This window comes from Bacteroides sp., from assembly GCF_030151085.1.
Classification (GTDB): domain Bacteria; phylum Bacteroidota; class Bacteroidia; order Bacteroidales; family Bacteroidaceae; genus Bacteroides.
In genome coordinates this window covers 94,342-118,170 of record NZ_JASLER010000093.1, presented here as the reverse complement: position 1 = coordinate 118,170, position 23,829 = coordinate 94,342, and the positions used below count along the sequence as shown (strand labels likewise).

Genomic DNA, 23,829 nt, shown 5'->3' with positions numbered 1-23,829 from the left:
TAAAGCTATTCCAAATAGATTGGTTTCACTTCCGTCACATTCTCATGAAACCACTCATCCAACTTAGCTTCCACCTTATCTTTTATCTGAGGAGTAGTATACTTTTTCACTTTCTTATAGGCATAGACTACTGCTGCTCCTTTTCCAACCAAAAATATCTGCCCCAGTAAGTCTTCTACACCAGTAGGAACAACTATTGCTACCAAAGCAAGCATAATATTAGTCCGTTCACTTTCCGGGGTACTCTCAGCTACCATCACATAATATGTAGTAAGTACAGGGCGTCCAGCGGTGCGACCTGCTTTCTTTATGTACTTCTCTACTTTCAAATAAAGTTCATCCATTGAAAAATTCAGTTTCATAATTCCTCCTTTTTATTGATTAGACGCAAACAAATGAAGTTTGGTTACACAAAAAAAGCAAAATTCTGCAGAACTATCACAGCCCCGCAGAATCAATCTACTCTATAAAAAACACTTAATCTATGCTTGACACATTATTTCATATCGTAATTGGAGTTTCTACGCCTGATACGATGCACTTTTGTACTTCCATCTTTCCATATTTTACTTCTATGAAAGGCTTTCCTCCCCTAAGACTTACATTACCAAAACCAGTTTCGGTTGATAAGAACGAAGTGAAATCATTGCCTATTCTTGAATCTATGTACAAAGTCTTCTCGACAGCATCGTATCTTATGCCAGTAAGTCCTTCTAACATTGCATAACTTGCCATTGCACGTGCATACCATGCTCCGCATTCATACTCATTATAAGGGTTACGAACACGACCATTGTATCTATCACGGCAAGTACGTACTATCTCAAGCCCTTTCTTTACCTCACCTTCGAACATGAGATGAGCAGCAACCTGATATTCAATTCCAGTCCAGACTTCATTGCTATACACAAAAGGTAATTTCAATCTGCCACCCTTCGGCCATGTGCAAAGCAGCAAGCCTCCATCTTCTCCCAATGCAAAAGTAGAACGCTGAGGATTCACATGATTGGTCAGATCTTTCTTGAAATTATATTTATGAACTGAATTCAAATGGCTCTTTACTTTTTTACGGTCGACTATTTCCGGCATTCCGCAAACCAATGTCATCCATGATCCTAAAATACCATCAGATAAACAACCTTTACCGTACTGGTATTTCGGTCCTTCTTCTTTCAAAATCTTCAAAGCTTCGGGAGTATAATGGGTTACAAATGACTGGGCACTCACCGGATCGGGTGCATTCAGCCCTGTCCACTGTATATTCTGAATAAAATATTCTTCGTCAAAAAGCTTATCTTCCAAATAAATCTTACTCTTGTTCATCAATGCTTCATAATGCGAAACATCATCACCAAAAGCTTTTCCCATAAGGCAGATGGCTTGTAATGCACCTGCATAGAAACTGGTAATCATGCCGTTTGCTCCCCAAAACTCTATATCGTAAGTATTGTGATGGGGTTCTTCGATAGCACCTACTTCTCTTGGATCCCAAGTTTGAATACAATAATCCATACTTTTCTTCACTGCCGGATACATCATCTTCAACCAGTTTGTATCACCTTGGATCCTCCATTCACGATATACTTTCATAATGCCTCCCAATTGTCCGTCGGCTGCCGAATGGAAATCATGAACTGTAGGGCTGATAGGCAAGTTAGTACGGAATACTTGATGTCCTTTTTTATCCTGGCTCACAAAGAATTCGGTTTCTCTCAATGTTCGCTCCAAGCGAGGGAATAAATGAGATACAGCTTGTGCATAGTTCCACACATGTGTACAAGAACCATGGCAAGAGCCCCAATTATCATGACTTCCTTCCCAATTCCACATACGCCCATCGTACTGGCGAAGCACTGTGTTAGACTTCAATATACTCAAATTGGCAGCAACGGCCTCTTTGACTTCTGCAGGAAGAGTGGAACTGTAAAAAGCATCTGTAAAAAGCAGAGTTTTCTCTTTCAAGGAGTTATAGTTTTCCTGCCAATAATCAGCAACAGCCTGAATATTATCAAATTTGCTACTGTACCACGGACGGTATGTTTCTTCGAATTTATTCTCATAGGGATAACAGCTATTGGTACTGTCCGGGCAAACGGGTGTATCAGGAATATCCGTATCAGTTTGGGGAGTTCCACCGATTCTTTCGTGTGAATAAGGTACATACCAAGCCATGAACAACTTCAAGTTACGGGTTTCTCCTGCTTTTAGTGTAAACGGCACATACAATGAGGCACCAACTGCACCATCCAATCTAGGCTGATTTGTTTCCATTTTCCCTTCTTCCAAGTTATTCCAACAAATGCTCAAAGGATCGAACCAACCTCCACGGAACCAATTACAATTAACTACCGTTTGAGGTTCATCCGTATAAATCATAAAGTCGCCTTGACAGAAAGGTTCATCTTCCGTGCCTGTTTGTCTGAGGATGAAACCATTCTTTGCTGCATCTATATAAGCCTTCCCTTTACCGGGCGTCTGCATAAAGTTCATGCTGTTATAAGAGAAGATGGCTTGCACTTCTTTGTCACTTGTATTATGGAATTCGTATTCGATCCCTGCAACAGGCAAACTTGAATTATCCTCATCAGTGGGGACAAATGGATTCCAAGCAGTCAACTTTACATCCACAGGAACATTCCGGTCTGCCAAATTTAGTTCAGCAAAAGGAAAGCGAGATTGAAAACTGAAATCTTTAAAGCGAGGCATTCCCCATGAGCCTCCATCTCCCCGGCTGGAATTAGGAGCACCAAACTTCTTCCATTCAGGAACCGGACCTTCAAGAATGCGGGTACCATGCTCGTAACCTTCAACATGGATGGCAGCAAACATAGTCGGTTCATTAAACACATTTGGTCTATGGCGTACAGACATATTGCTCAATGCTCCGGTACCTTCAATACAGAACATTCCCGTGCCTAGTCCGCCTATGGGGAAAGCAATCTTGCGTGTATACTCGCCCACATACTTCTCATTATATTTGCGTTTTGTTGTGTCATCTTGAGTTTGGCAACTATGGAAGAATACTCCTAAAGCAGCAAAACATATCAGAAAATATTTATTCATGTCTTCTATTTATTTCATATCTGGTGTTCTAACAGTATAAATTGCACTACTTCTACCTGAAGGAAGACGAAGATAACACTTCACATTCACCCCATTGAAAGACAAAGGTAGTTGCAGTGTGTTAGCATAGAGCTTTCCATATAAACGCGGATCGGTTCCATCTACAGTATAATATATCTCAGCTCCTGCAACTGATGGTTCTAAATTAACAATAGCAGCATTGCCATTCACGACCGCCTTATCCCACCCAATCGGTTCAGGAATACGGAAGGTTACACCTTGCCTATCCAAATCGGCTAAACAAGACGATAATCGCTTGCTGAAACTGGCATAATCTTTCTTTTCAATAGGTGACCATCCTATTTCGGAAAGAGCTATCGCACGTGGATATGCCATATAGTTTGCTTTATCAGGATGATGTACAAATTCTCCCCACAAATTAGCTTGTACTCCCATTATAAAACTACATTGTTCTTTCGTCAGTTTGGAAGTATAGGGTTCATAACTATAAGTATGTTCCAGCGTTACCAAACCTCCAATATTCAAAGGTTCATTAGCATGATCCTTGCTTTGATAATAATCGATATACATATAATTATTAGGTGCCATTACCACCTTATGACCTAATCCGGCAGCAGCAATACCACCCGCTTCACCTCTCCAACTCATGACGGCTGCATTGGGTGCCAAACCACCTTCGAGAATTTCGTCCCACCCAATAATCTTGCGACCTTTCTTCGTTACAAATTCATCTAGATGATGAATAAAATAGCTTTGCAGTTCATGTTCGTCTTTCAAATGATTGTCCTTGATGCACTGCTGACACTTGGAACACTCCTTCCAACGACGCTTGGGAGCCTCATCACCACCTATATGAATGTATTCACCGGGAAATAGGTCAATTACCTCCGACAGGACTTCCTCTACAAACTGGTACGTATCTTTATTACCCAAACATAATACTTCTTCTTTGATACCCCATGTCTCCGGCACCAAGAATGGACCACCTGTACAAGACAGATTCGGATAAGCAGCCAACACAGACATTGTATGTCCTGGTAGATCTATCTCAGGTACAATAGTAATATATCTATCTGCCGCATACCGGATAATATCCTTTATCTGCTCTTGCGTATAAAAACCTCCATGAGGAATCCGATCCTGTTCCGCAGGATTATGTCCCCATTGAGTACTATTTCTCCATGCACCTATCCGGGTTAATTCGGGATGTTTCTTGATTTCTATACGCCAACCGGCATCTTCAGTCAGATGCCAATGAAATCTATTGATTTTATAGCGAGACATCAAATCAATAGATTCTTTCACATAATCTACCGAATAGAAATAACGGGCAACATCAAGCATCAAACCACGATAGCCAAAACGAGGCTCGTCATTTATTATAACAGATGGGAGTTGAATCTCCGCGTTTTGTCCGGTCTCGAGTAACTGTTGCAAAGTTTGGATACCATAAAATACTCCGGCTTCATTTCCCTTGATTGTTACTCCCTTGTCATTAACTGTCAATGAATAGGCTTCTGCAGGCATTTTCTTATCCAATTGCAAATGAATGGTATTTCTCCCGCTCGAGCCATTCTTCAGAATCATGCCAAACCTTCCGTCCATATAATCATTGAACAGAGCAACTGTTTTGGCAAGAGACTTGTCATTATAGTTGATACGGGTTTCTAATGAAACTTTAAAGTTTCCTTCGCCTACAGTTATTTCCTTAGGCATTGGTATAATAGATTGGGCTTGACTGGGCAATACCTCAAAAACTAGTAATAATACGAAGATATATCTCCAATAACTTTTATATTTAATCATGGCTGTAATTCAGTTTTATGTTTATACTGTTTTTCTTATCTACTTTTACATGGATAGTTTCGAATCCCTGGGCAGAGATTGTCAAAATATCATTTTCCACTGTCTCTATAGAATATTTTCCATCTTTTACACTAACGGCTTTCTTACCCGAATAATTCGATTTTATTTCGATTCCGCCTACAGGAGTTGCCTGTACATCTCTGATACAACCAGATACCTTTATCTTTCGACCGGGATTGTTTATTATTTCGCTTACATCGAATTCCTTATCAGATAACTTATTGACAGGGATAGCCGATTGTTTTTCTCCCACAACAATCGTTTTCTTTAACCTGATATTGTCTGATGCAGTTCCTATCTGTATCTCATACTCACCTTCTTCTACAATTCTTTTCAGATCCGAATCATAAAGAGCCAGTTCCTGCATTGCTAGCCGAAGAATCACTTCTTGAGTTTCACCCGGCTTCAAGAAGGGTTTTGCAAATGCTTTCAGTTGCTTCACTGGAGTAACGACCGAGCTGACAATATCTTTGACATAGAGTTGTACTACCTCTTTTCCCTGCATATTCCCGCTATTCTTTAACGAAACCTTTATCGTTAATGTATCAGTGGGGTACAGCAAATCGGAAGAATACTTTGCGTCCACATACTCGAATGTGGTATAACTAAGCCCATGACCGAAAGACCACAATGGAGCAGGAGAAGAGAATACATAATCACGTCCCGGGCGATTAGGTTGACCCGGACGACGATAAAATCCCTTATCCGTAGGTAGATGATTATAAAATACCGGCAGATGCCCTACACTTTGTGGAAACGAAAATGGAAGTTTTGCCGACGGATTTGTTTTACCTAACAGCATATCAGCAATGGCATCACCCGACTTCTCTCCACCATACCATTGTACTACTATTGCCGGTATTTTTTCTTTTAGCCATGGAATAGAGAAAGGCTTACCTGTTACTAGTACAACCACAACCGGCTTGCCTGTAGCATACACTTTCTTCACAAGTTCCTCCTGTACTCCCGTCAAATCCAAAGAAGATAAATCAAAGCCTTCGCCACAAGTAGCATCCGAATAGTCGCGAGCCAATGAAGCACTGGAGGAACCAATGAACATGGCAACAATGTCACTTGCCTTTGCTACAGCTATAGCCTCGTCAAATCCGGAGACATCATCCGTAGTCAAGTCACAACCGGGAGCGTAGTTTATCTTCAAGCTATTACCTATTTGTTTCTTTAAACCTTCCAGTGGAGTAACTCCATCCGAATTGCTACGACTCCAAGTATAATCGCCAAACTGTACCTGATTGGCATTTGGCCCTATCACAGCTAATGACTTTATCTTATTCAAGTCCAACGGTAAAAGATTATTCTCATTTTTCACCAATACAATCGATTCATCAGCTATTCTACGGGATAATTCGACGGCTTCTTCAGTCCTCATGGTAACCCCTGACATATCACTGCCCTGATATGGATTTTCAAATAATCCTAATTCGAATTTTACACGTAAGATACGGCTGACAGCCAGGTCTACATACTTTTCATCAAACTTACCTTGCGCTATCAACTGCTCCAAAGCCCAATAACAACTACTTGAAGCTTCCAAGTCCAGTCCGGCAGTCAATGCCTGGATAGCAGCGTCTCCATCGTTCTTGGCTGTATGCTGAAAATCCTTCAGCATGGATACAGCACCCCAGTCTGAATAAACATATCCTTCAAATCCCCATTCACCACGCAAGATATCAGTCAATAAATAAGAAGATGCAGAATTAGGGATACCATTCCATGAATTGTATGAACTCATCACAGCTTTCACCGCTGTATTTTTCACAACCATCTCATACGGTTTGATATGTATATTGCGTACATCCCTTTCGCCACTCTCTACAGAAGCTAGGTTTAATCCTCCTAAGGGTGCTCCACCAGGCCCGAAAGGTTTCAACATCGGAGAGATACCTCCATCAAGATAACCTCGTACTTGTGCAATGCCCATTTGTCCTACTAGCCACGGGTCCTCACTAAAGGATTCCTCTACCCGTCCCCATCGCAAATCACGCACGACATCAAGTCCGGGTGAAAGAGTTTGGATAACTCCTTGCGAACGCAATTCCGCAGCTATGGCTTTCGTCATTTGATAAGCCAATTCCACATTAAAAGTACTGCCCACAGCGACCGTTTGAGGAAAAATAGTAGAACCGTCATGTACAGAGCCATGCAAAGATTCAGTCACTGTGAAAACCGGTATACCCAAGCGCGTCTTTTCAACCATGTATTTCTGAATGACATGGAATGCTCTTCTTACGTTCCGACCTGTAAGATTGAATCCTTCAATACATCCATAACTGACATCTCCTGCCGCATCACTCAATTTCTGAAAATCCACCTCCTGACCATTATACAATTGATGCCCATGAAGATGGCTCAGTTGCGCTATTTTCTCCCTTAGTGTCATTCTGCCTAACAGATCGGCAACTCGCTTCTCAACCGGTTTATTAGAATCTTTATATGCAGGAATATTTTGGGCAGAAGCATCCAGTACTATACTGACCAAAAATATTAGAGGTATAAACAATCGTTTAAATATCCTATCTTCAAACATCATATATCCATCATTTAAAAGTAAGTACTAATACATAACTTAAGGTATCGCCTGATGATCCGTATCACGCATTCTATACCAATCGACTAACTTATCCTTTTCAGGCAACTTGAATGCCAAAGGCACCGCTTCATCCTGATACCAAAAAGCAGCTGACGAAAATTTGAAAGGACGAGTCTGTTCAGGTTTTCGCGGATTTATAAAATCAAATACAAAACTCCTATTGAAACAGATAGCATCCTGGTCGTGATAACGATACATGCTCACCATAGAACGTAATGGGTCCTTTATCGGGACTCCATGCAGTTCTCCACTAAATTCACCTTCCCTGAAATACCAGCCGCCATTAAAATAATCTTCTAGTCCGGAACCCACAATTGTCGGGACACTTTTGTCATCCGTATCTATATAGACAAACTCCGGAGCTTCCAGATAACCTAAATAATTGGGAAGCCAACTCTGCATAGATAAGGAACAACCTACAAAATGTCCGTGTCCTTTTGTCTGCAATATCGTCAAAGGCTCATATCCCGGATTTGTACCTGCATTGTACAGACAATGAAGACGTCCCATACCTTCGGGCAAGGTATCAAACTGGTCATAATTCGCATTCAGAAATACACTGGTAGTTAGCCGATGATGAAGATTCTCCACTTCTATCCTGACTTTCTTGAACGGCATAGGGAAATAACAGTAAAAACCACCACTGGACATTCCTATATATTTGGACATATAGTGTTTATACTCACAATGCCCTATACCAAAGAAATCTCCAATAGGACATTCTACTGACGGATAATCCTGCCCATCCCAATATATACGCAGTATCAACATCTTCAAGATAGTAGGGTCGGGCCATCGTTCTTCACTCAAATCCCAGTTTTCCCAAAACCAACCATTGATTGTAAACCACATACGAGTAATGATACCAGGGGAAGAATGATCTACTAATACCGATTTTTCACCAGGTCCTACGAGATGCGCCTTTATTTTAGTATTCAAATCAAAGGTAGTAAACTGCCGGGAAACAGCATTACGCATTGTATGAATGGATGTATAGGCCGATGTAGCCACTCCTTTCGGTTCTTCTCTGGCAGGATTCAAAGCATGACCTACACCTGGCAATGCAACCAGCCCTACAGCTCCTGCCATCGTGGCTAATGCTTTACGGCGGGACATCTGTGCCGGAGTAGGCTCCATATTGTCCGAGGTTTGTTTTTTCTTCATGGTAATAATTTTTTACAGATGTTTTTGCTGTTCTATTTCTAAAATGGAACCCTGTATATGCCTGGTTCCTCGTGCTCTGTCGAAGTTTATATAATATACAACTAATACTCTTTTCTTGTCTAATTGTACCGACCAGGTATATCCTACATCCCCGTCATCAGCATCATCTCTTATTATAATCTCGAGGGCTGTGGCAAAGTCCGTACATTCCGCATTCAATATTCGGGCTCTTACCCCACACGGATTATGACGATAACCATACGTCAATAATACTCGGTCATCAGGCAGTCTCATTGCCTGAAGAGGATGTCCTTTAAATCCCATGCTTTTCCATTGGGAGAATGACTTGCCTCCATCTGTAGAACGTGCTATACAAGCCTGGTCTCCAAATGCTTCCGAACGCATAAATGCCACTAAATCTCCTTTTGGTGTTTCGTACATGGAGGTTTCATTAAAAGAAACCTTATCATCTTTCGCAATCCGTGTACTATATTCCCAAGTTTTTCCCTTGTCATTAGAGATGAGCAGATATACCGACGTATTTTTCAAAGACTCTGTATCCGAAGCAACCACTGCCCAGAATACACGTCCGTCTTTTCCTTCATACAAAGCACCCCGGTTATATGCAGGGAGCTTGCCACCTAACCCACTATAGTTTATTTCAGACGGAACAGTACAAGGAGTAATCAGTTCATTCCAGCTTTTCCCGTCATCATGAGAGCGTAGTATATATCCTCCTGCAAAAACAGCATCCGTATTCTGTACGAATGGTTTTGTCAACTTGGCTAATCCATCCGGACGAATAAACGTCCACAGATAACCTGCACACAGCAATGTGCCATCTTTCAACTTCAACAAGCAGGGGTCTTGCGAACCTCCGAACGGATGGGCATATATCAACTCCGGTTCCTTTGTCCAATGCTCCCCGTCTTTCGACCTTACTGCTACCAAATAACTATTCGGATCCAAGTGATTATTCTTTTTCTCACCGAATACCTTACGGTCGGGAGCCCTCCGGAAGGAAACCAGTATCTCACCATTCGCTAGTTTTATAGCCGATGGGAATGCAGAATAGAACATCGTGTCCTTATAGATCAATACATCCTTCACTTTCTTTACACCGGGTACAAGAACCGTATTCTGCTGTGCGGACAATGGTGTAACCGAACTTAAAAAGGCAACTAAACAACAAATAGCAAATACGGACTTTCTTACATACAGTTTCATCGCATATATATTTTAAATTCTTCCACTATGTTGTAAAGTTACAACATAGTGGAAAGAATACCAATCAATTACTTTATTTATCCCAACCTGGGTTTTGATCTACCTTTGGTTCCACACTTATTGTAGACAGCGGAATCGGGAACAACATCATATAATCCTTCCCTTTATGTTCTCTCAATGAAGGCACTAAGTCGAAGGCTTTATCAAAACGAACCAAATCCCACCATCTCTTTCCTTCGAATGCCAATTCCAGCAATCTTTCCTTCAGAATAGCAGCATCATTTACTTCCTTGGTACTATTCACATAAATATGGTCCTCATATTTATCTTTATAAGCACGTCGTCTTACCTCATTGATCTCGGCAGAAGGATCCTGACCCAATGCATTCTTGGCCTCGGCTTTCATCAATAATACATCGGCATAGCGATATAGAACGATATCGTCGGCAAAGATACGGTCACCATCACGTACTAATCCCTTACCTTTCAATACTACACTGACATAGAACTTGTTTTCTCCCGTTTCCTTATCCTTAGAATAGATTTCAAGGAAAGAAGCATCCTTACGGGTATCGTCATCTGTATATTGCTTACGATATTCGTCAGAAGCCACAATGATACCTTGTCCCGGACCAATGGGATAAACAACATCTTTCACTTCTTGAGATGCATCACCCGGAACAGCACTTCCGTGTATCCACATATATCTGAAATAATTGATTCCCGATTCGAGGTCTTGGAATCTTACACTCATCAATATCTCACTATTTCCCTTATTGTCATAGGCAAATACATCTGCAAATTCGGGTTGCAAGCTAAGATTGCTTGTTTTAATGGAGTTCAAAGCACTTAGTGCAGTTTCGATATCGCCGTTTCCACCCTTCAGTTTCCTGCCTGACCAAAGGTAGACATCGCCCTTTAAAGCTAATGCTGCCGGTTTAGACCACATAGCTCTTTGGGTACCAAAGTCATCATCCGGATATAGAGCCAATGCCTTCTCCAAGTCATCTTTAATCAGTTTGAATATTTCGGCTTGCGGCATTCTTTCTTTATAAAGAACATCCGAGTTCGTATTCTCAATCGGGTCGGTATGAATAATCAAATCTCCCCATGTACGCGTCATAACGAAATACATAAAGGCTCTCATTGTGTATGCCTGAGCCAGCATTTTATTGCGGACAGATTCACTATTAAAAGTTACATTAGGAGCGTACTTCAGAAGAAGGTTACAAGAATTGATTATCTGATAATAACGTATCCAGGAAATCGGCATATTTGCCTGGGTCAATGTATTATAGTAGTAGATGTCGTAACCTCCATATCCACCGATACCCACTGTGAGTATCTCGCTACGTGCTTCACCCAATACATACAAATCGTGTTCGGCAGCACCTCTCAACTGTACATAGATACCATTGAGCGCACCCTTGACATCGTCTTCCGTCTGCCAGAAAGACTCATTTGTGATATAGCTTATCGGCTTGAGGTCCAATGCATCACATGCAGCAAATGTCAAGACCATAAACAAAGCTATTACAGTATTTAATCTATTTCGGTTTTTCATAACTTTACTTTATTAAAATGATACATTTGCACTAAAAATTATATTTCTCGGCATGGCATATCTACCGTTATCCTGTCCGCCTTCTTCGGGGTTAAGACCGGAATATTTGGTAAAGTAGTGCAAGTTGTTACCGGTAACTGTAAATCTAAGACCACTCAAACGAATTCTTCGAATGATATTCGTTGGAATAGTGTAGCTTAAAGAAAGCTCTCTAATAGCCAGAAAGTCGCCCGATTCATGATACAGGGAGCTACCACGGATGGCATTTTGCTGTCCACGGTCGCCATGCCAGTAGAATCTAGGCATGTCTGCCTTGTCACCTTGCTCTTTCCAAGAACGGTCCACTACATCTTTCGTCATATTGTTGTCACCCTGCCAGTTATAGTCCAGGAAGCCTTTAGCAAAATTATAAATGGTATGTCCCAGGGTGAAGTCAAGTCTACAATAAAGGTCGAATCCTTTGTAAGATAAAGAGGTATTGATACCTCCGGTCCAGTCGGGATATATATTACCGATGCATACCCGGTCTTTGCTGTCGATGACACCATTGCCGTCAGTATCCTGCCACTTCACGTCACCACCGTATTTCGTTTTATCGGGGACTGTAATCACATTGTCTATCGGTTCACCAGCTCTTTGCGCCTCTTCATCTGTAGAATAGATGCCCAACATCTTATAAGCAAACAAATCTCCTATTCTGCCGCCTTCCTGCAACCCACCTTGCCATGTATGCTTGCCTAACTTGGCATCCCATACGTATTCACCCCCAATACGGTTGTTCTCAACTCCATTATTGGGCAACTTCAATATCTTATTGGTCACTTTCGAAGCATTCAAGCCCAAGACCCATTGTAGTGCACTGGATGTAGGCAGAACTCTTGCGCTCAATTCCAACTCGACACCTCTGTTCTGCAAACGTCCCAGGTTAGTGAAAATAGAGCCAAAACCGGTTGAATGAGGCAAGTTACGGTTAGTCAACAAGTTATCTGTTGTACGATTAAAATAATCAAAGATAAAGTTTACCCGATTATTGAAGAAGGATACATCGGCACCGATATCAAATGTCCTGGATTCTTCCCAACTCAAAGTCTGATTGGCCATGGCTCCCATCGTAATACCTGCACTTCCCAAATATTTAGAACCTACACTGTAACTTCCCTGAGCCGTATAATCACCCAAGCCCGAAATGTTACCATTCACACCGTAGCTGGCACGCAATTTCAAGCGCATCAAGTCCTTAGGTATAAACGACCAGAACTTCTCTTTATCAACATGCCATCCCAATGATACACCCGGGAAGAATCCCCATTTATTGTTAGTACCCAGATTGGAAGCACCATCATATCTTGCAGATACTGAAATAAGATACTTATTCTGATAATCATATCCCACGCGGGCAAAAACACCCTGCATAGACCGTTCCGTGATAGAACTACTTACACTGACAGGTACACTGGATGCATTTAAAGTAGGTACTAGGTCGGTAGAAGCGCCTCTACCGGCAGCAGCCAATCGTCCTTCTTTTCTGAAATAAAAAGCATAACCGGCTGTTACATCCAAATGGTGGTCTTCATTGAAAGCCTTTACATAGTTAAATACGGCATCTGCCTGATATTGTCTCCATCTGTAATTATCGGCATTGGCATTTCGGGTAGTAATATAATCTCTCGGTCCATTCCAAAAAGCATCCCAAAAAGTATAGTTATTACTGTTTACCTCGAATAAAGAGAGTGCCGGTTTAAAGGATAGGCCGGGCAGTATAGTCCAGTCTGCATCGACTCCGATAGATAGATTCTGATAATCGTATTCTCTCTGCGCCTTATCCATGTGATAAACGGCATTGCCCAAATACTGTGCGGCTCCCGGAGCCAGGCTACCATCCTCAAATGTGAACTTGGTAGTGGGTGAAGCGGCAGGCGAGCGGTAGAAAGTAGCATCGGCTGCCAATGGAGAACCATAAGTATATGAATTAGAATAAGTAGTTCTGGCAGAAATTTTCAGATTGTCAAATACCTGCAAAGAACCATTCATACTGAAGTTGTAGCGTTTGTAAGAAGTGGTAATTACAGTACCTTCATTAGTCATATATCCTAAGCCGGCATTGAAAGTAGCTTTATCCGTTCCACCAGAAACTTCGATATGATGGTTATGTGAGAATCCGGTACGATAAATCTTATCCTGGAAGTTTGTGTCCGAATACAATAAGGTTTTGCTTGGATCTACCGGGTCGGGCATAGACTTCCAGCCCTGGTCTAACTTGTAGCGGTTGGCATCTGTCAGATACTGAGTAGAGAAAGCTGTATTATTAGTCATGTCATTACCGGTGCCATATCCCAAATGTCCGATTAGTCTCTGTTCTGTTGCCGTACCGAATTTTGCAGGTGAAATCATACCTTTTCTCATCAGAGTCAGAAATTCTTCGGCATTGGCAAACTCATATTTCTTACCGATATCAGAAATTGTCAGGTTGTATCTATAATCAACTCTGGCTTTGCTGGCTTTACCTTTTTTGGTAGTTATAATCACAACACCATTCGAGCCTTGCGCACCGTAAATTGAAGTAGCTGCGGCATCTTTCAATACCTGGATAGACTCTATTTCTTCGGAGGCTACATGGGTCATATTGGGTCTCATAATTCCATCGATAATATATAATGGAGTAGCTCCGTTAGGATTATTAATGGAAGTACCACCACGAACAATGATACGAGGTTCGGCGCCGGGTTGACCGGAAATACTTTGTACACGTACACCGGACAAGGTACCTTGTAATGCAGAAGCAGCATTTGTATAAGGTACATTCTTCAATGCATCCTTATCAAGTTTGGTCACAGATGTCGTAATTTTCTCACGGGATTGGGAGCCGTAACCAATTACTACCACTTCCTCCATTTGAGTAGCATCTTCTATCATCACAATTCTATAAGTGCTCTTATTGGCAGGCATTTCCTGGGTTTTCATACCGATATAAGAGAATACCAAAGTACGGCTGTCCATTGGAATACTTAAACTGAAGTTTCCATCCAAATCGGTTACAATACCCAAGGATGTCCCTTTTACCTGTACGGTAACTCCCACTAACGGCTGACCAAATTCGTCAACCACATTGCCCTTTACAGTCCTTTTATCAGATTGGTTTATTGATAATTCAGTAGGATTATTTTCGAGCGCATGTATGCTTCCTACATTGATAACAGTAAGAAGAAAAATGCAGAACGACCAGTATACGATCCTATGATTAGATTTAATGTCTATTGTTTTCATTTTAAATTATTATTTGTGTTTCAAACTATTATTAGATTGGCTGTTACGCCTTTAATGTCCTTTCCTATTCATTAGCCCTCCTTCCTTCTACTTATTAATAATATCTGCCTCTTTATCAGAAACAAAGCATTTTTTCACATCAATCTTCCCATATTTTACTTCAATGAATGGCTTGCCCTCCTTTAAGCCGACATTGCCGAAGCCGGTTTCTGTCGATAAGAAAGAGGTGAAATTATTGCCAATCTTCGAATCAATATATAAAGTAGAATCAACCGCATCGTACCTAACTCCGGTCAAAGCTTGTAGCATGGCGTAACTTGATAATGCACGTGCATACCATGCTCCACATTCATATTCATTAAATGGATTTCGTACCCGACCATCATAACGGTCACGGCAGATACGTACGATATCCAGTCCTTTCTCTACTTCACCCTCAAACATCAGATGAGATGCTACCTGATACTCAATACCTGTCCACACTTCGTTGGAGTAGACAAAAGGAAGTTGTAGTTTACCTCCTTTGGGCCAGGAACAAAGTAATAAGCCTCCTTCATCCCCCAAAGCAAAGGTGGAGCGTTGGGGATTCACGTGTTTCCTGAGATTTCTTTTCAGATTATACTTATGGACGGACAGCAAATGGCTTGTTATTTTCTGTCGGTCTATCGCCTCGTTCAGTCCACAAGCCAATGAGAGCCAAGAGCCTACTATTCCATCGGATAAACAACCTTTGCCATACTGGTATTTGGGTCCTTCCTGTTCCAGCAACTCCAATCCTTCCTTAGAATAGTTGGAATTAACGGATTGTACTTTGGTAGGGTCAGAAGCCTGTAGCTCTTTCCAACGGATATTCTGGATAAAGTATTCACCGTCATACAACTGGCTTTCCATGTAAGAAATGCTTTTATTCATCAGTTCTTTATATTCGACAACCTCTTTTCCTAGATATTCTCCCATCGCTACAAGAGCCTGCAAAGCTCCGGTATAGTAGCTGTTTATCATGCCGCTGGGTCCCCAAAACTCAATGTCATAGGTATTGTGATGGGGCTCTTCGATAACACCTGCTCTTTTAGGGTCCCAGGTATCGATACAGTAGTCAAGGCTACTCTTGGCGTAAGGATAAATCAGTTTCAGCCATTCATCATTGCCGTAGATATGCCAGTCGCGATACACTTTCATTATACCGCCCAACTGACCATCGGCGGCGGCATGAAAATTATGCCTTATCGGGCGAATGGGAAGTGCGGAACGGAATGCCTGATGTCCGTTCTTTGCCTGGCTAACGAAGAATTCAGTTTCTCTCATCGTTCTTTCCATTCTTGGGAACAAATGAGGAATGGCTTGAGCATAATTCCAAACATGGGTACAAGAACCATAGCAGGAACCGTATTCATTGCCGCAACCCTCCCAATTCCACATTCTGCCATCGTACTGGCGGAAGATTGTAGGAGATTTCAGTATCGTCAGATTGGCAGATACAGCTTCAATAACTTCGTCGGGTAAAGTGGTACTATAGAATGCATTCGTAAACAGTTCTGTTTTCTCTTTCAGGCTCTTATAGTTTTTCACCCAATAATCGGCTATTTCTTCTACATTGGCAAAGCGGTTACTATACCAGGGACGGTATTTATCGGACAATTGAATAGAAGCGTCGATGTAATTGGCAGGTTCTCCTTTTTCGTTGAGTACAGGTGCATCGGGCGTATCAATATCCGTATCGGGTTCCAGTCCTTCACGTATAGGTGAGTAAGGAACATACCATGCCATATAGAGACGGATTGTTTTCGACTCACCCGGTTTCAGTTTAAACGGAACATATAGCGAGGCTCCCGGAGCATCGGGCATATTTGCCGGATTTTCCTTCATTTGTCCCGAGCTCATTTCATTCCAACACATTGTAAATGAGTCGAAAGACCAACCTCTGAACCAGCAATGATTTACCTTCGTGTCCGGTTCATCGGTGAAAATAGCGAAATCTGCTTGGTGAAATGGTTCACCTTCAATGCCATTCTGAGAGATAATAAAGCCATTTTTGATTGATTTAATAGGTGCTCCTCCTCTACGGATATCCAGGAAGTTCTTCGAATTGTATGAGAATATGGCTTCTACTTCTTTATCATACTTGTTCTTGAATGTATATTCAAAACCAGCTACAGGCAGTCCTGAGTTATCTTCATCGGTAGGAATAAATGGATTCCAAACCTGCATTGACACGTCCACTTTCAGTTCATCATCGTGCATACTGAGGTTGGCAAACGGGAACTTCGCCTCAAAATCACAATCTTTAAAGCGGGGTAATCCCCAGGTACCGCCATATCCTTTGGTAGATTGAGGTTGCCCGAACTTCTTCCAGTCGGGCACCTGTCCTTCAATGACTATGCTTCCATTCTCAATATCTTTCAGATACAGTCCGGCAAACATAGTGGGTTCATTCAGCATTTCAGTACGATGCCGAATGTTCATATTCGAAATAGCACCGCTACCTTCTATGCAGAACATCCCTGTCCCTAACCCACCAATTGGGAAGGCAACTCTACTGGTATATTTTCCGGTATACTTTTGGTTATAACTGCGCGTTTGTTCCACATCCGAGCAGGAGCACATACAATATATACCAATCCCTATCAAAACACAAACTATAATCTTTTTCATCAGATATTAATTTAATAATAATGCTTTAATCCATTCTATAAAATATTGTGTGGATAAGCTCTAATATTTATCCACATAATCCGCTATAGAATTCCTCATTTACCATATCCAGGGTTCTGACCATTTTCCCATTTATCAGATCCACCATTTTGATCACGGATTATAGGGCTTTGATCCAATACCTGCTGTGGTATAGGGAATACATAATTTTTAGATTCAAATTTTCGTTTTCCATCCGGTGCCTGTACAACAGTATATTTCAAGGTTCCGTCAACTTCCTCTATTTTCATAGCCTGCAATCCCTTGCTATATACTATTTCAGCAATCTTCCATCTTAGTAAGTCGAATCTACGTTTATCTTCAAATGCTAATTCAACTCTACGTTCACGGCGAATCACCTGACGCATTTCATCTTTATTTAATCCCTCTTTCAACTTTGGCAAATAGGGTTCTTCCGGATTTCTTTCTCTGACAGCATTTACTGCATCATAAACAGAAACATCTGGACCTACAGCCTCATTACGAGCCTCAGCATAGTTCAAAAGAACTTCAGCATATCTGAATAAATAATAGTTTTGACTACTTGTAGCCCCATCCCAGTTTGCTGCACCCAATGCAATATTAGGATTCATGCGTTTGCGTAAATTATATCCAGTATTAGTTGCATCACTAGCATCTGACAAGTCTAATTCATTCAAACTATTAATTCCTAAGCGAGTATAAATTGTTGTATTATACCAGTAAGAGCCATCGTATACAATGGTCTCATAAAATCTCCTCTCCCTATTCAAATAAGGTTTCTGTGCATCATATCCCGAGCCTTCTTCATCTATTGTCTTGCCATTACTCATAGCATAATCTGCAACCAAATTATGGGTGGGATTAACTGCTCCCCAACTAGTGTGTCCACCATTTCCTGTATAAGGGGTCGACATATAGCTAGATTCTCTTCCGCCTTTAGCTCCCGGATAATACTGACGATATAGAATACCTTCTTCATTGTTATTTCCCTCAGGCAGAAAAAGCTTTCCATAATCAGAATACAAATGATAGATGCCTAGGTTCATTATCTCCTGATTGGTAATAGCAACTTGCTCCCAACGTTTCAAATCATTATCCGGATTATGTAAAGGACTTGCAAAATAGAGTTCTACCCAGCCTTTTAAAGCCAATGCTGCACCTTTAGTTACACGGCCGGATTCTTTTACTATAGATAAGTCGTCTGCAGCTAATTTCAGTTCTTCAATTAGAAAATGAGCTGTTTGTTCAATCGTAGATCTAGACTTAAAAATTTCACTACCTTGGGTTATTCGGTCTAAAGGCTCTGTAATCAAAGGCAGACCACCATAGTTCATCCATAATATATGATAAAAGAATGCACGAAGACAACGTGCCTCAGCAACCCTCTCTTTTTTGTAGCTATTTGACAAATTTGATTCTGAAATATTCTTTATATAGATATTGCACTTCCTTATGAAAGTATAATTCATATCCCAATATACATTCAAAGTAATAAACCCATCAGGATAAATATAAGGTGTATATGAAGACTCTCTTTCCAAACTTCTAGATGGTGCCCATGAGAAACCATTCATAGAGTTATCACTAAAGTTTTCAAATGGATCCTGATAATTATTGCCATCAGGCAGTCTATCATATATATCATTCAAAAATAAATCAGCAGAACTCTCATCATTCCATATATTTCCATCCGACAAACGGTCTCTGGGAGTAACATCAAGTAAACTGTCATCACAGGCTGTTAAAATCACACAAATAATAACAGCAAAATAGTATAACTTCTTCATAAATAAATCCATTATTAAGTGTATTAAAATTTTATGTCAACGCCAATAGAAATAACCTTTTGTTGGGGATAATAGATTCCGTTTTGATCACTGATTTCAGGATCAAAATTCTTAATTTTACTCCATGTAAATATGTTCTGTCCGGATACATAAATTCTGGCAGATTCAATTCCAATCCCATTAGCTAAAACTTTTGGAATAGTATAACCTAACTCTCCTGTTTTCAATCTCAAATAGTTTCCATTATGCAACCACCAAGATGAATGTTGAGTATTATTTGTAGCTGGAATAGTCGTAACTCGTGGGTTTCTAGCATTCGGATTTTCAGGCGTCCACACATCTAATGCAGTTCTTGGTACTGAAGAATTATTTGTGAAAGGCCATGCAGCTACATCTCCAATCCAAAAGTCACGTTTAGCTGCTCCTTGAAATAATAAAAGCAAATCAAAACCTTTATATCTGATACTAGGAGAAAAGCCATATACTATTTGCGGAATGTTTGAAAGTCCGATAGGTACCATATCATCAACTGTAATCGAACCGTCTTTATTGGTATCCTGGTATTTCAAATCACCTGGGTGTACTGTTCCCCAAGGTTGTTTAACATCATATTCGCCCCTATCAATAATACCATCTCCATTCAAATCATCCGATACCTGGAAATAGCCCAATGCTTTATAACCAAACTTCTGTCCCAATGGTCGCCCTGTTTGTTTTCTATATGGATTATTGAAAGTCGCAGGTGTCTCAAAAATCTCTACAATCTTGTTTTTGGCATAAGTAAAGTTCACCTGAAGTCCGACAAACAAATCCTTTGAAAATTGATTTGATGCAATTAAACTGAACTCCACACCCCTGTTTTTCAATTTACCTTTATTCTCTTGAGCTATCCCGATTCCATACTCAAACGGAACTGTAACTTGCGGCTTCACTAACATATTACTTCGATATTCAGAAAAGTAGTCCATTGAAAATGAAACTCTATTATTAAATAACCCCAAATCAAAACCTATATCCATCTTCTTTGCTTTTTCCCAAGTAATATATCTATTTGGCTCCAACAATTCCGATAAACCTTGTGTAGGCTTTCCATTTATCACTGCAGAATTACTATATAAATTATAAGAACTGAGATATTGGAACGGTTCAGCAGCAAGGGCACCTGATTCACCATAGGAAGCTCTCAACTTCAAATTGCTCAACCAATTAGAATGACCTTTCAGAAAGTTTTCCTCTGAAATACGCCAACCTAATGAAGCAGATGGGAAAAAGCCAAATCTGTGACCAGGAGCAAAATAATAGCTACCATCATAGCGGGCGGAAGTCTCAAACAAGTATTTACCATCGTATGCATAGTTAACACGATAAATAATAGAACGCTGTTTGGTCTTGGAGGAATTACCACTATTCTTTATATCAGCCGGAGCAGAACTACCATTATTCAACTCAGGTATGTTAACATTATAATTCAATCGAGAGGCTTCAAAAAAATCTCCTTGTGTATCTCTCATTTCAAATACAGCTAATCCACCTACTTCATGCTTTCCAAATGTATCATTATACAATATCTGACCTTGAAGAGTCAAACTTTGATTTTCTGAATAATTCTGTGTATATGTGGGTTTCTCCGGTCCATCATTTCCAGCCTTAATATATTCAGGTGTACCACTTGACATATCCACTGTATAATAAGGCATTGGAGTCTTCCAGATTTTCTTATGAGTCGGTTTTAAATCATATGCAACTACGCCTTTTAGCTTCAAGCCTTTTATAAAAGGTAAGACTTGCTCTACAGACATTTGATTATACATTACATAATTACGATATTTATTATATCCACTTTGATATATTTGTCCATACACAGTTCTTCCTTCAAACTCGCCTGCCAGCCCACCAGGATATACCAATGGAGCAATTGGAGGGGTACGAAAGGCCTGAGCAAAGATGTTTCCTGCACCTCCCGAAGATACTCCGGGATAATTAAACTGTTCAATACGTCCAGTGACGGACAATTCTACTTTAGTCGTTTTAGTTGCCTGTGCCTGTATCTTCGACATTAAGCTATATTTATTCATATCAGTAGTATCCCACATACCGCCTTGGTACAAGTAGTTCAGACTTATGTAATAATTAAACTTCTCATTTCCACCTGATAATTGAATATTATGGCTTGTGATTGGAGAATTAGATTTAATCAATTCCTTTAAAACATTATGATTAGGGAAATTAATCGGGTCTTTCCCCGATTTATACATTTCAAGTTCATGCTCCGAAAAGCGATGAGGCTGCCCTTGATTATCATTCGCTTGATTAAATAGCCGAGCATATTCATATGAATCAGCAAACTCAGTTAACACTGTCGGATTTTGCCATCCTACATATCCATTATAAGAAAACTTGGGGGCACCGGCATTTCCTTGCTTGGTCGTTACTAAAATTACACCATTTGCTCCTGCCATACCATAAGGAGCTACCGCTGCAGCATCTTTCAATATAGTAATAGAGGAAATACTATTAGGGTCTAACCTAGATAATTCACGTTGAATACCATCAACAATTACTAGTGGAGCACTGTTACCAGTTGTACTCACACCACGAATCATAATATCAGATAAATCTGCTCCCGGTTCGCCACTTTTTTGAGTAAATATCACACCTGCCATTCTGCCTCCTAATGCATTTGTTATATCCGCCACCGGTTGCTGGCTTATTTCTTTACCCTCTACGGAAGAAACTGCTGCTGTCAATGATGTTTTCTTTTGAGTACCATAGCCTACAACAACAACTTCTGACAATAATTCACTATCTTCCTTCAAAACAATTTTCATTGTTTCAGATATCTTGACTTCTAGAGACTGAAAGCCTACATAAGAAATCTTCAGAATTGCTCCGACTTTTACATTTAATGTGAATTTGCCATCAAGATCGGTAATATCACCATTAGTTGTTCCCTTCTCTATAACACTGGCACCAATAATAGGATCACCATTAGCATCTACTACCAATCCTGTCACTAACTGGGATTGATTTTGTTCTACAATTCTATCACTTATAATTGACTTATTGGCAAACAATACGTTTTGCCCAAATCCTAACAAAACAAAAGTGATAATAAAATAAAGTCGAAAAGATCTTGTCATTTTCATAATATCACGATTTTAATTATAATGAAATCCCTATCACTAACCCTTTTTATCTTGTTTCCACATTCTTTCTATCTCCTCCAAAGACAGCCCACGTGTCTCCGGTAAGAAGAAATATCCCCATACCAATGCCACCAAAGCGATAAATCCGTAGAGGAAAAATGCACCTGCCGGATTCTCAGAAGTAGACTGCCCAACCACAATCTCCGTCCCCGAAACGGAGAAAGCCTTGACTATTTTGAAGAAGGTGAAAGACACGATACAATTGAATACCCAAACGGACAGCGAACCTATCGAAGTGCCCAGTCCACGTACTTTCTGAGGAAATATCTCCGAAATTACGAGCCAGCCTAAAGGTCCGATACTGATTGCAAAGAATGCCACATATGCAAACATAAACCCGACCATCAACCATCTGCCCACCTCGCCCAACTGATTAGCGTAAAGGAAACAAGTACTCAGACACAAAACAGAAACGATTATTCCCGATAAGCCAATGAAATACAACTTCCTACGTCCAATCTTATCTACCAAGTACAGGGAAATGATGGTAAAAAGCACATTCACAACTCCGATACCCACAGAAGCCCAAATTGCAGATAAAGTACTTTCGAAACCTGCCATCAGGAAGATTTTGGGGCTATAGTAAATTACCGTATTAATACCGACAAACTGCTGGAAGAACATAATACAAACTGCTATCATCAAGGGCGTTCTAAGCCAGGGTTGCATCAGATAGCTCCATCCCGTCACACTGTCCTTATCCTTCTGAATTTCACCTTCCATCTGCCGTAGCAAATCATCGACAGTATCTTCCTGCTCTATCTTTAGCAATACTCTCCGGCACTCTTCCATTCGCCCCTTGCTCATAAGCCACCGGGGCGTTTCGGGCATAAAAAACATACCTATCAATAATATCAAAGCCGGCACAACACCTACACAAAGCATCATTCTCCAACAGTCCAACTTACTTTCGTCAGCCCAAAACGTGTCCGACAGATATGAAAATAAAATACCTATTGTTACCATCAACTGAAACATCGAAACCAAACGCCCCCTGGACTTGGCCGGTGCAATCTCTGCAATATACAATGGAACTGTGAAAGAAGCTACGCCGATGGCTATACCCAGGAACAAACGGGAGAGAATCAAACTTATCAAACTTGTTGCCAAGCCCGACCATAAAGCTCCTACGGCAAATATCACTGCGGATACGAGTATAATCTTCTTCCTTCCAAATACATCCGACATCCGTCCACCACCCAAAGCTCCCAACATAGCCCCCAGTAAGCCGGCTGCCGTAATCCACTCAATGTCACCATTATCTATTCTCCAGTCTGCCTGAAGAAAAGGTATTGCACCCGATATCACACCGGTATCAAATCCAAAGAGAAGTCCGCCAGTAGCAACGACTGTAGTAATCAAGACTATAATGTGTTTATTCTTCAT

Annotated in this window: 12 protein-coding genes; all 12 read right to left on the bottom strand. The window is 40.7% G+C overall.

Annotation, left to right across the window (positions count from 1 at the left end; all coding sequences use genetic code 11):
- Positions 1-5: 5 nt before the first annotated feature.
- The 12 genes from Q1W14_RS20145 to Q1W14_RS20090 all read right to left on the bottom strand — a co-directional run bounded on the left by Q1W14_RS20145 (position 6) and on the right by Q1W14_RS20090 (position 23,829).
- Positions 6-362 (bottom strand): hypothetical protein, encoded by a 357-nt coding sequence (locus Q1W14_RS20145; protein WP_300704471.1) that lies wholly within the window; start codon positions 360-362, stop codon positions 6-8.
- 139 nt (positions 363-501) lie between these two features.
- Positions 502-3,063, bottom strand: a complete 2,562-nt coding sequence (locus tag Q1W14_RS20140; RefSeq protein WP_300704470.1) for a GH116 family glycosyl hydrolase — start codon at positions 3,061-3,063, stop codon at positions 502-504.
- Positions 3,064-3,072: 9 nt separating this feature from the next.
- Positions 3,073-4,890 carry a family 20 glycosylhydrolase gene (locus tag Q1W14_RS20135; protein ID WP_300704469.1) on the bottom strand — a complete coding sequence of 606 codons (1,818 nt, stop codon included), beginning with the start codon at positions 4,888-4,890 and terminating at the stop codon, positions 3,073-3,075.
- Positions 4,883-7,447, bottom strand: coding sequence for a glycoside hydrolase family 3 N-terminal domain-containing protein (locus Q1W14_RS20130; protein WP_300704468.1), 2,565 nt, complete (start codon positions 7,445-7,447; stop codon positions 4,883-4,885). Before Q1W14_RS20130 ends, Q1W14_RS20135 begins: the two co-directional genes overlap by 8 nt.
- 87 nt (positions 7,448-7,534) lie before the next feature.
- On the bottom strand, positions 7,535-8,722 hold the full coding sequence (locus Q1W14_RS20125; protein WP_300704467.1) for a glycoside hydrolase family 172 protein: 1,188 nt from the start codon (positions 8,720-8,722) through the stop codon (positions 7,535-7,537).
- Between the two features lie 12 nt (positions 8,723-8,734).
- Positions 8,735-9,949, bottom strand: coding sequence for a sialidase family protein (locus Q1W14_RS20120; RefSeq protein WP_300704466.1), 1,215 nt, complete (start codon positions 9,947-9,949; stop codon positions 8,735-8,737).
- Positions 9,950-10,022: 73 nt separating this feature from the next.
- On the bottom strand, positions 10,023-11,513 hold the full coding sequence (locus Q1W14_RS20115; RefSeq protein WP_300704465.1) for a RagB/SusD family nutrient uptake outer membrane protein: 1,491 nt from the start codon (positions 11,511-11,513) through the stop codon (positions 10,023-10,025).
- Between the two features lie 12 nt (positions 11,514-11,525).
- Positions 11,526-14,777 (bottom strand): TonB-dependent receptor, encoded by a 3,252-nt coding sequence (locus tag Q1W14_RS20110; RefSeq protein ID WP_300704464.1) that lies wholly within the window; start codon positions 14,775-14,777, stop codon positions 11,526-11,528.
- Between the two features lie 87 nt (positions 14,778-14,864).
- On the bottom strand, positions 14,865-17,429 hold the full coding sequence (locus Q1W14_RS20105) for a GH116 family glycosyl hydrolase (RefSeq protein ID WP_300704463.1): 2,565 nt from the start codon (positions 17,427-17,429) through the stop codon (positions 14,865-14,867).
- Between the two features lie 95 nt (positions 17,430-17,524).
- Positions 17,525-19,237, bottom strand: coding sequence for a RagB/SusD family nutrient uptake outer membrane protein (locus tag Q1W14_RS20100; RefSeq protein ID WP_300704462.1), 1,713 nt, complete (start codon positions 19,235-19,237; stop codon positions 17,525-17,527).
- A 23-nt stretch (positions 19,238-19,260) separates the two neighbouring features.
- On the bottom strand, positions 19,261-22,383 hold the full coding sequence (locus tag Q1W14_RS20095) for a TonB-dependent receptor (protein WP_300704461.1): 3,123 nt from the start codon (positions 22,381-22,383) through the stop codon (positions 19,261-19,263).
- A gap of 36 nt (positions 22,384-22,419) precedes the next feature.
- Positions 22,420-23,829: a sugar porter family MFS transporter gene (locus Q1W14_RS20090; RefSeq protein ID WP_300704460.1), complete on the bottom strand. Its 1,410-nt coding sequence runs from the start codon at positions 23,827-23,829 to the stop codon at positions 22,420-22,422.

What these genes read in the sequence shown, in the direction of transcription:
- Q1W14_RS20095 (WP_300704461.1), bottom strand. Translation starts at nt 22,383, where the DNA reads ATGAAAATGACAAGATCTTTTCGACTTTATTTTATTATCACTTTTGTT.
- Q1W14_RS20120 (WP_300704466.1), bottom strand. Translation starts at nt 9,949, where the DNA reads ATGAAACTGTATGTAAGAAAGTCCGTATTTGCTATTTGTTGTTTAGTT.
- Q1W14_RS20105 (WP_300704463.1), bottom strand. Translation starts at nt 17,429, where the DNA reads ATGAAAAAGATTATAGTTTGTGTTTTGATAGGGATTGGTATATATTGT.
- Q1W14_RS20090 (WP_300704460.1), bottom strand. Translation starts at nt 23,829, where the DNA reads ATGAAGAATAAACACATTATAGTCTTGATTACTACAGTCGTTGCTACT.
- Q1W14_RS20110 (WP_300704464.1), bottom strand. Translation starts at nt 14,777, where the DNA reads ATGAAAACAATAGACATTAAATCTAATCATAGGATCGTATACTGGTCG.
- Q1W14_RS20115 (WP_300704465.1), bottom strand. Translation starts at nt 11,513, where the DNA reads ATGAAAAACCGAAATAGATTAAATACTGTAATAGCTTTGTTTATGGTC.
- Q1W14_RS20125 (WP_300704467.1), bottom strand. Translation starts at nt 8,722, where the DNA reads ATGAAGAAAAAACAAACCTCGGACAATATGGAGCCTACTCCGGCACAG.
- Q1W14_RS20140 (WP_300704470.1), bottom strand. Translation starts at nt 3,063, where the DNA reads ATGAATAAATATTTTCTGATATGTTTTGCTGCTTTAGGAGTATTCTTC.
- Q1W14_RS20135 (WP_300704469.1), bottom strand. Translation starts at nt 4,890, where the DNA reads ATGATTAAATATAAAAGTTATTGGAGATATATCTTCGTATTATTACTA.
- Q1W14_RS20100 (WP_300704462.1), bottom strand. Translation starts at nt 19,237, where the DNA reads ATGAAGAAGTTATACTATTTTGCTGTTATTATTTGTGTGATTTTAACA.
- Q1W14_RS20145 (WP_300704471.1), bottom strand. Translation starts at nt 362, where the DNA reads ATGAAACTGAATTTTTCAATGGATGAACTTTATTTGAAAGTAGAGAAG.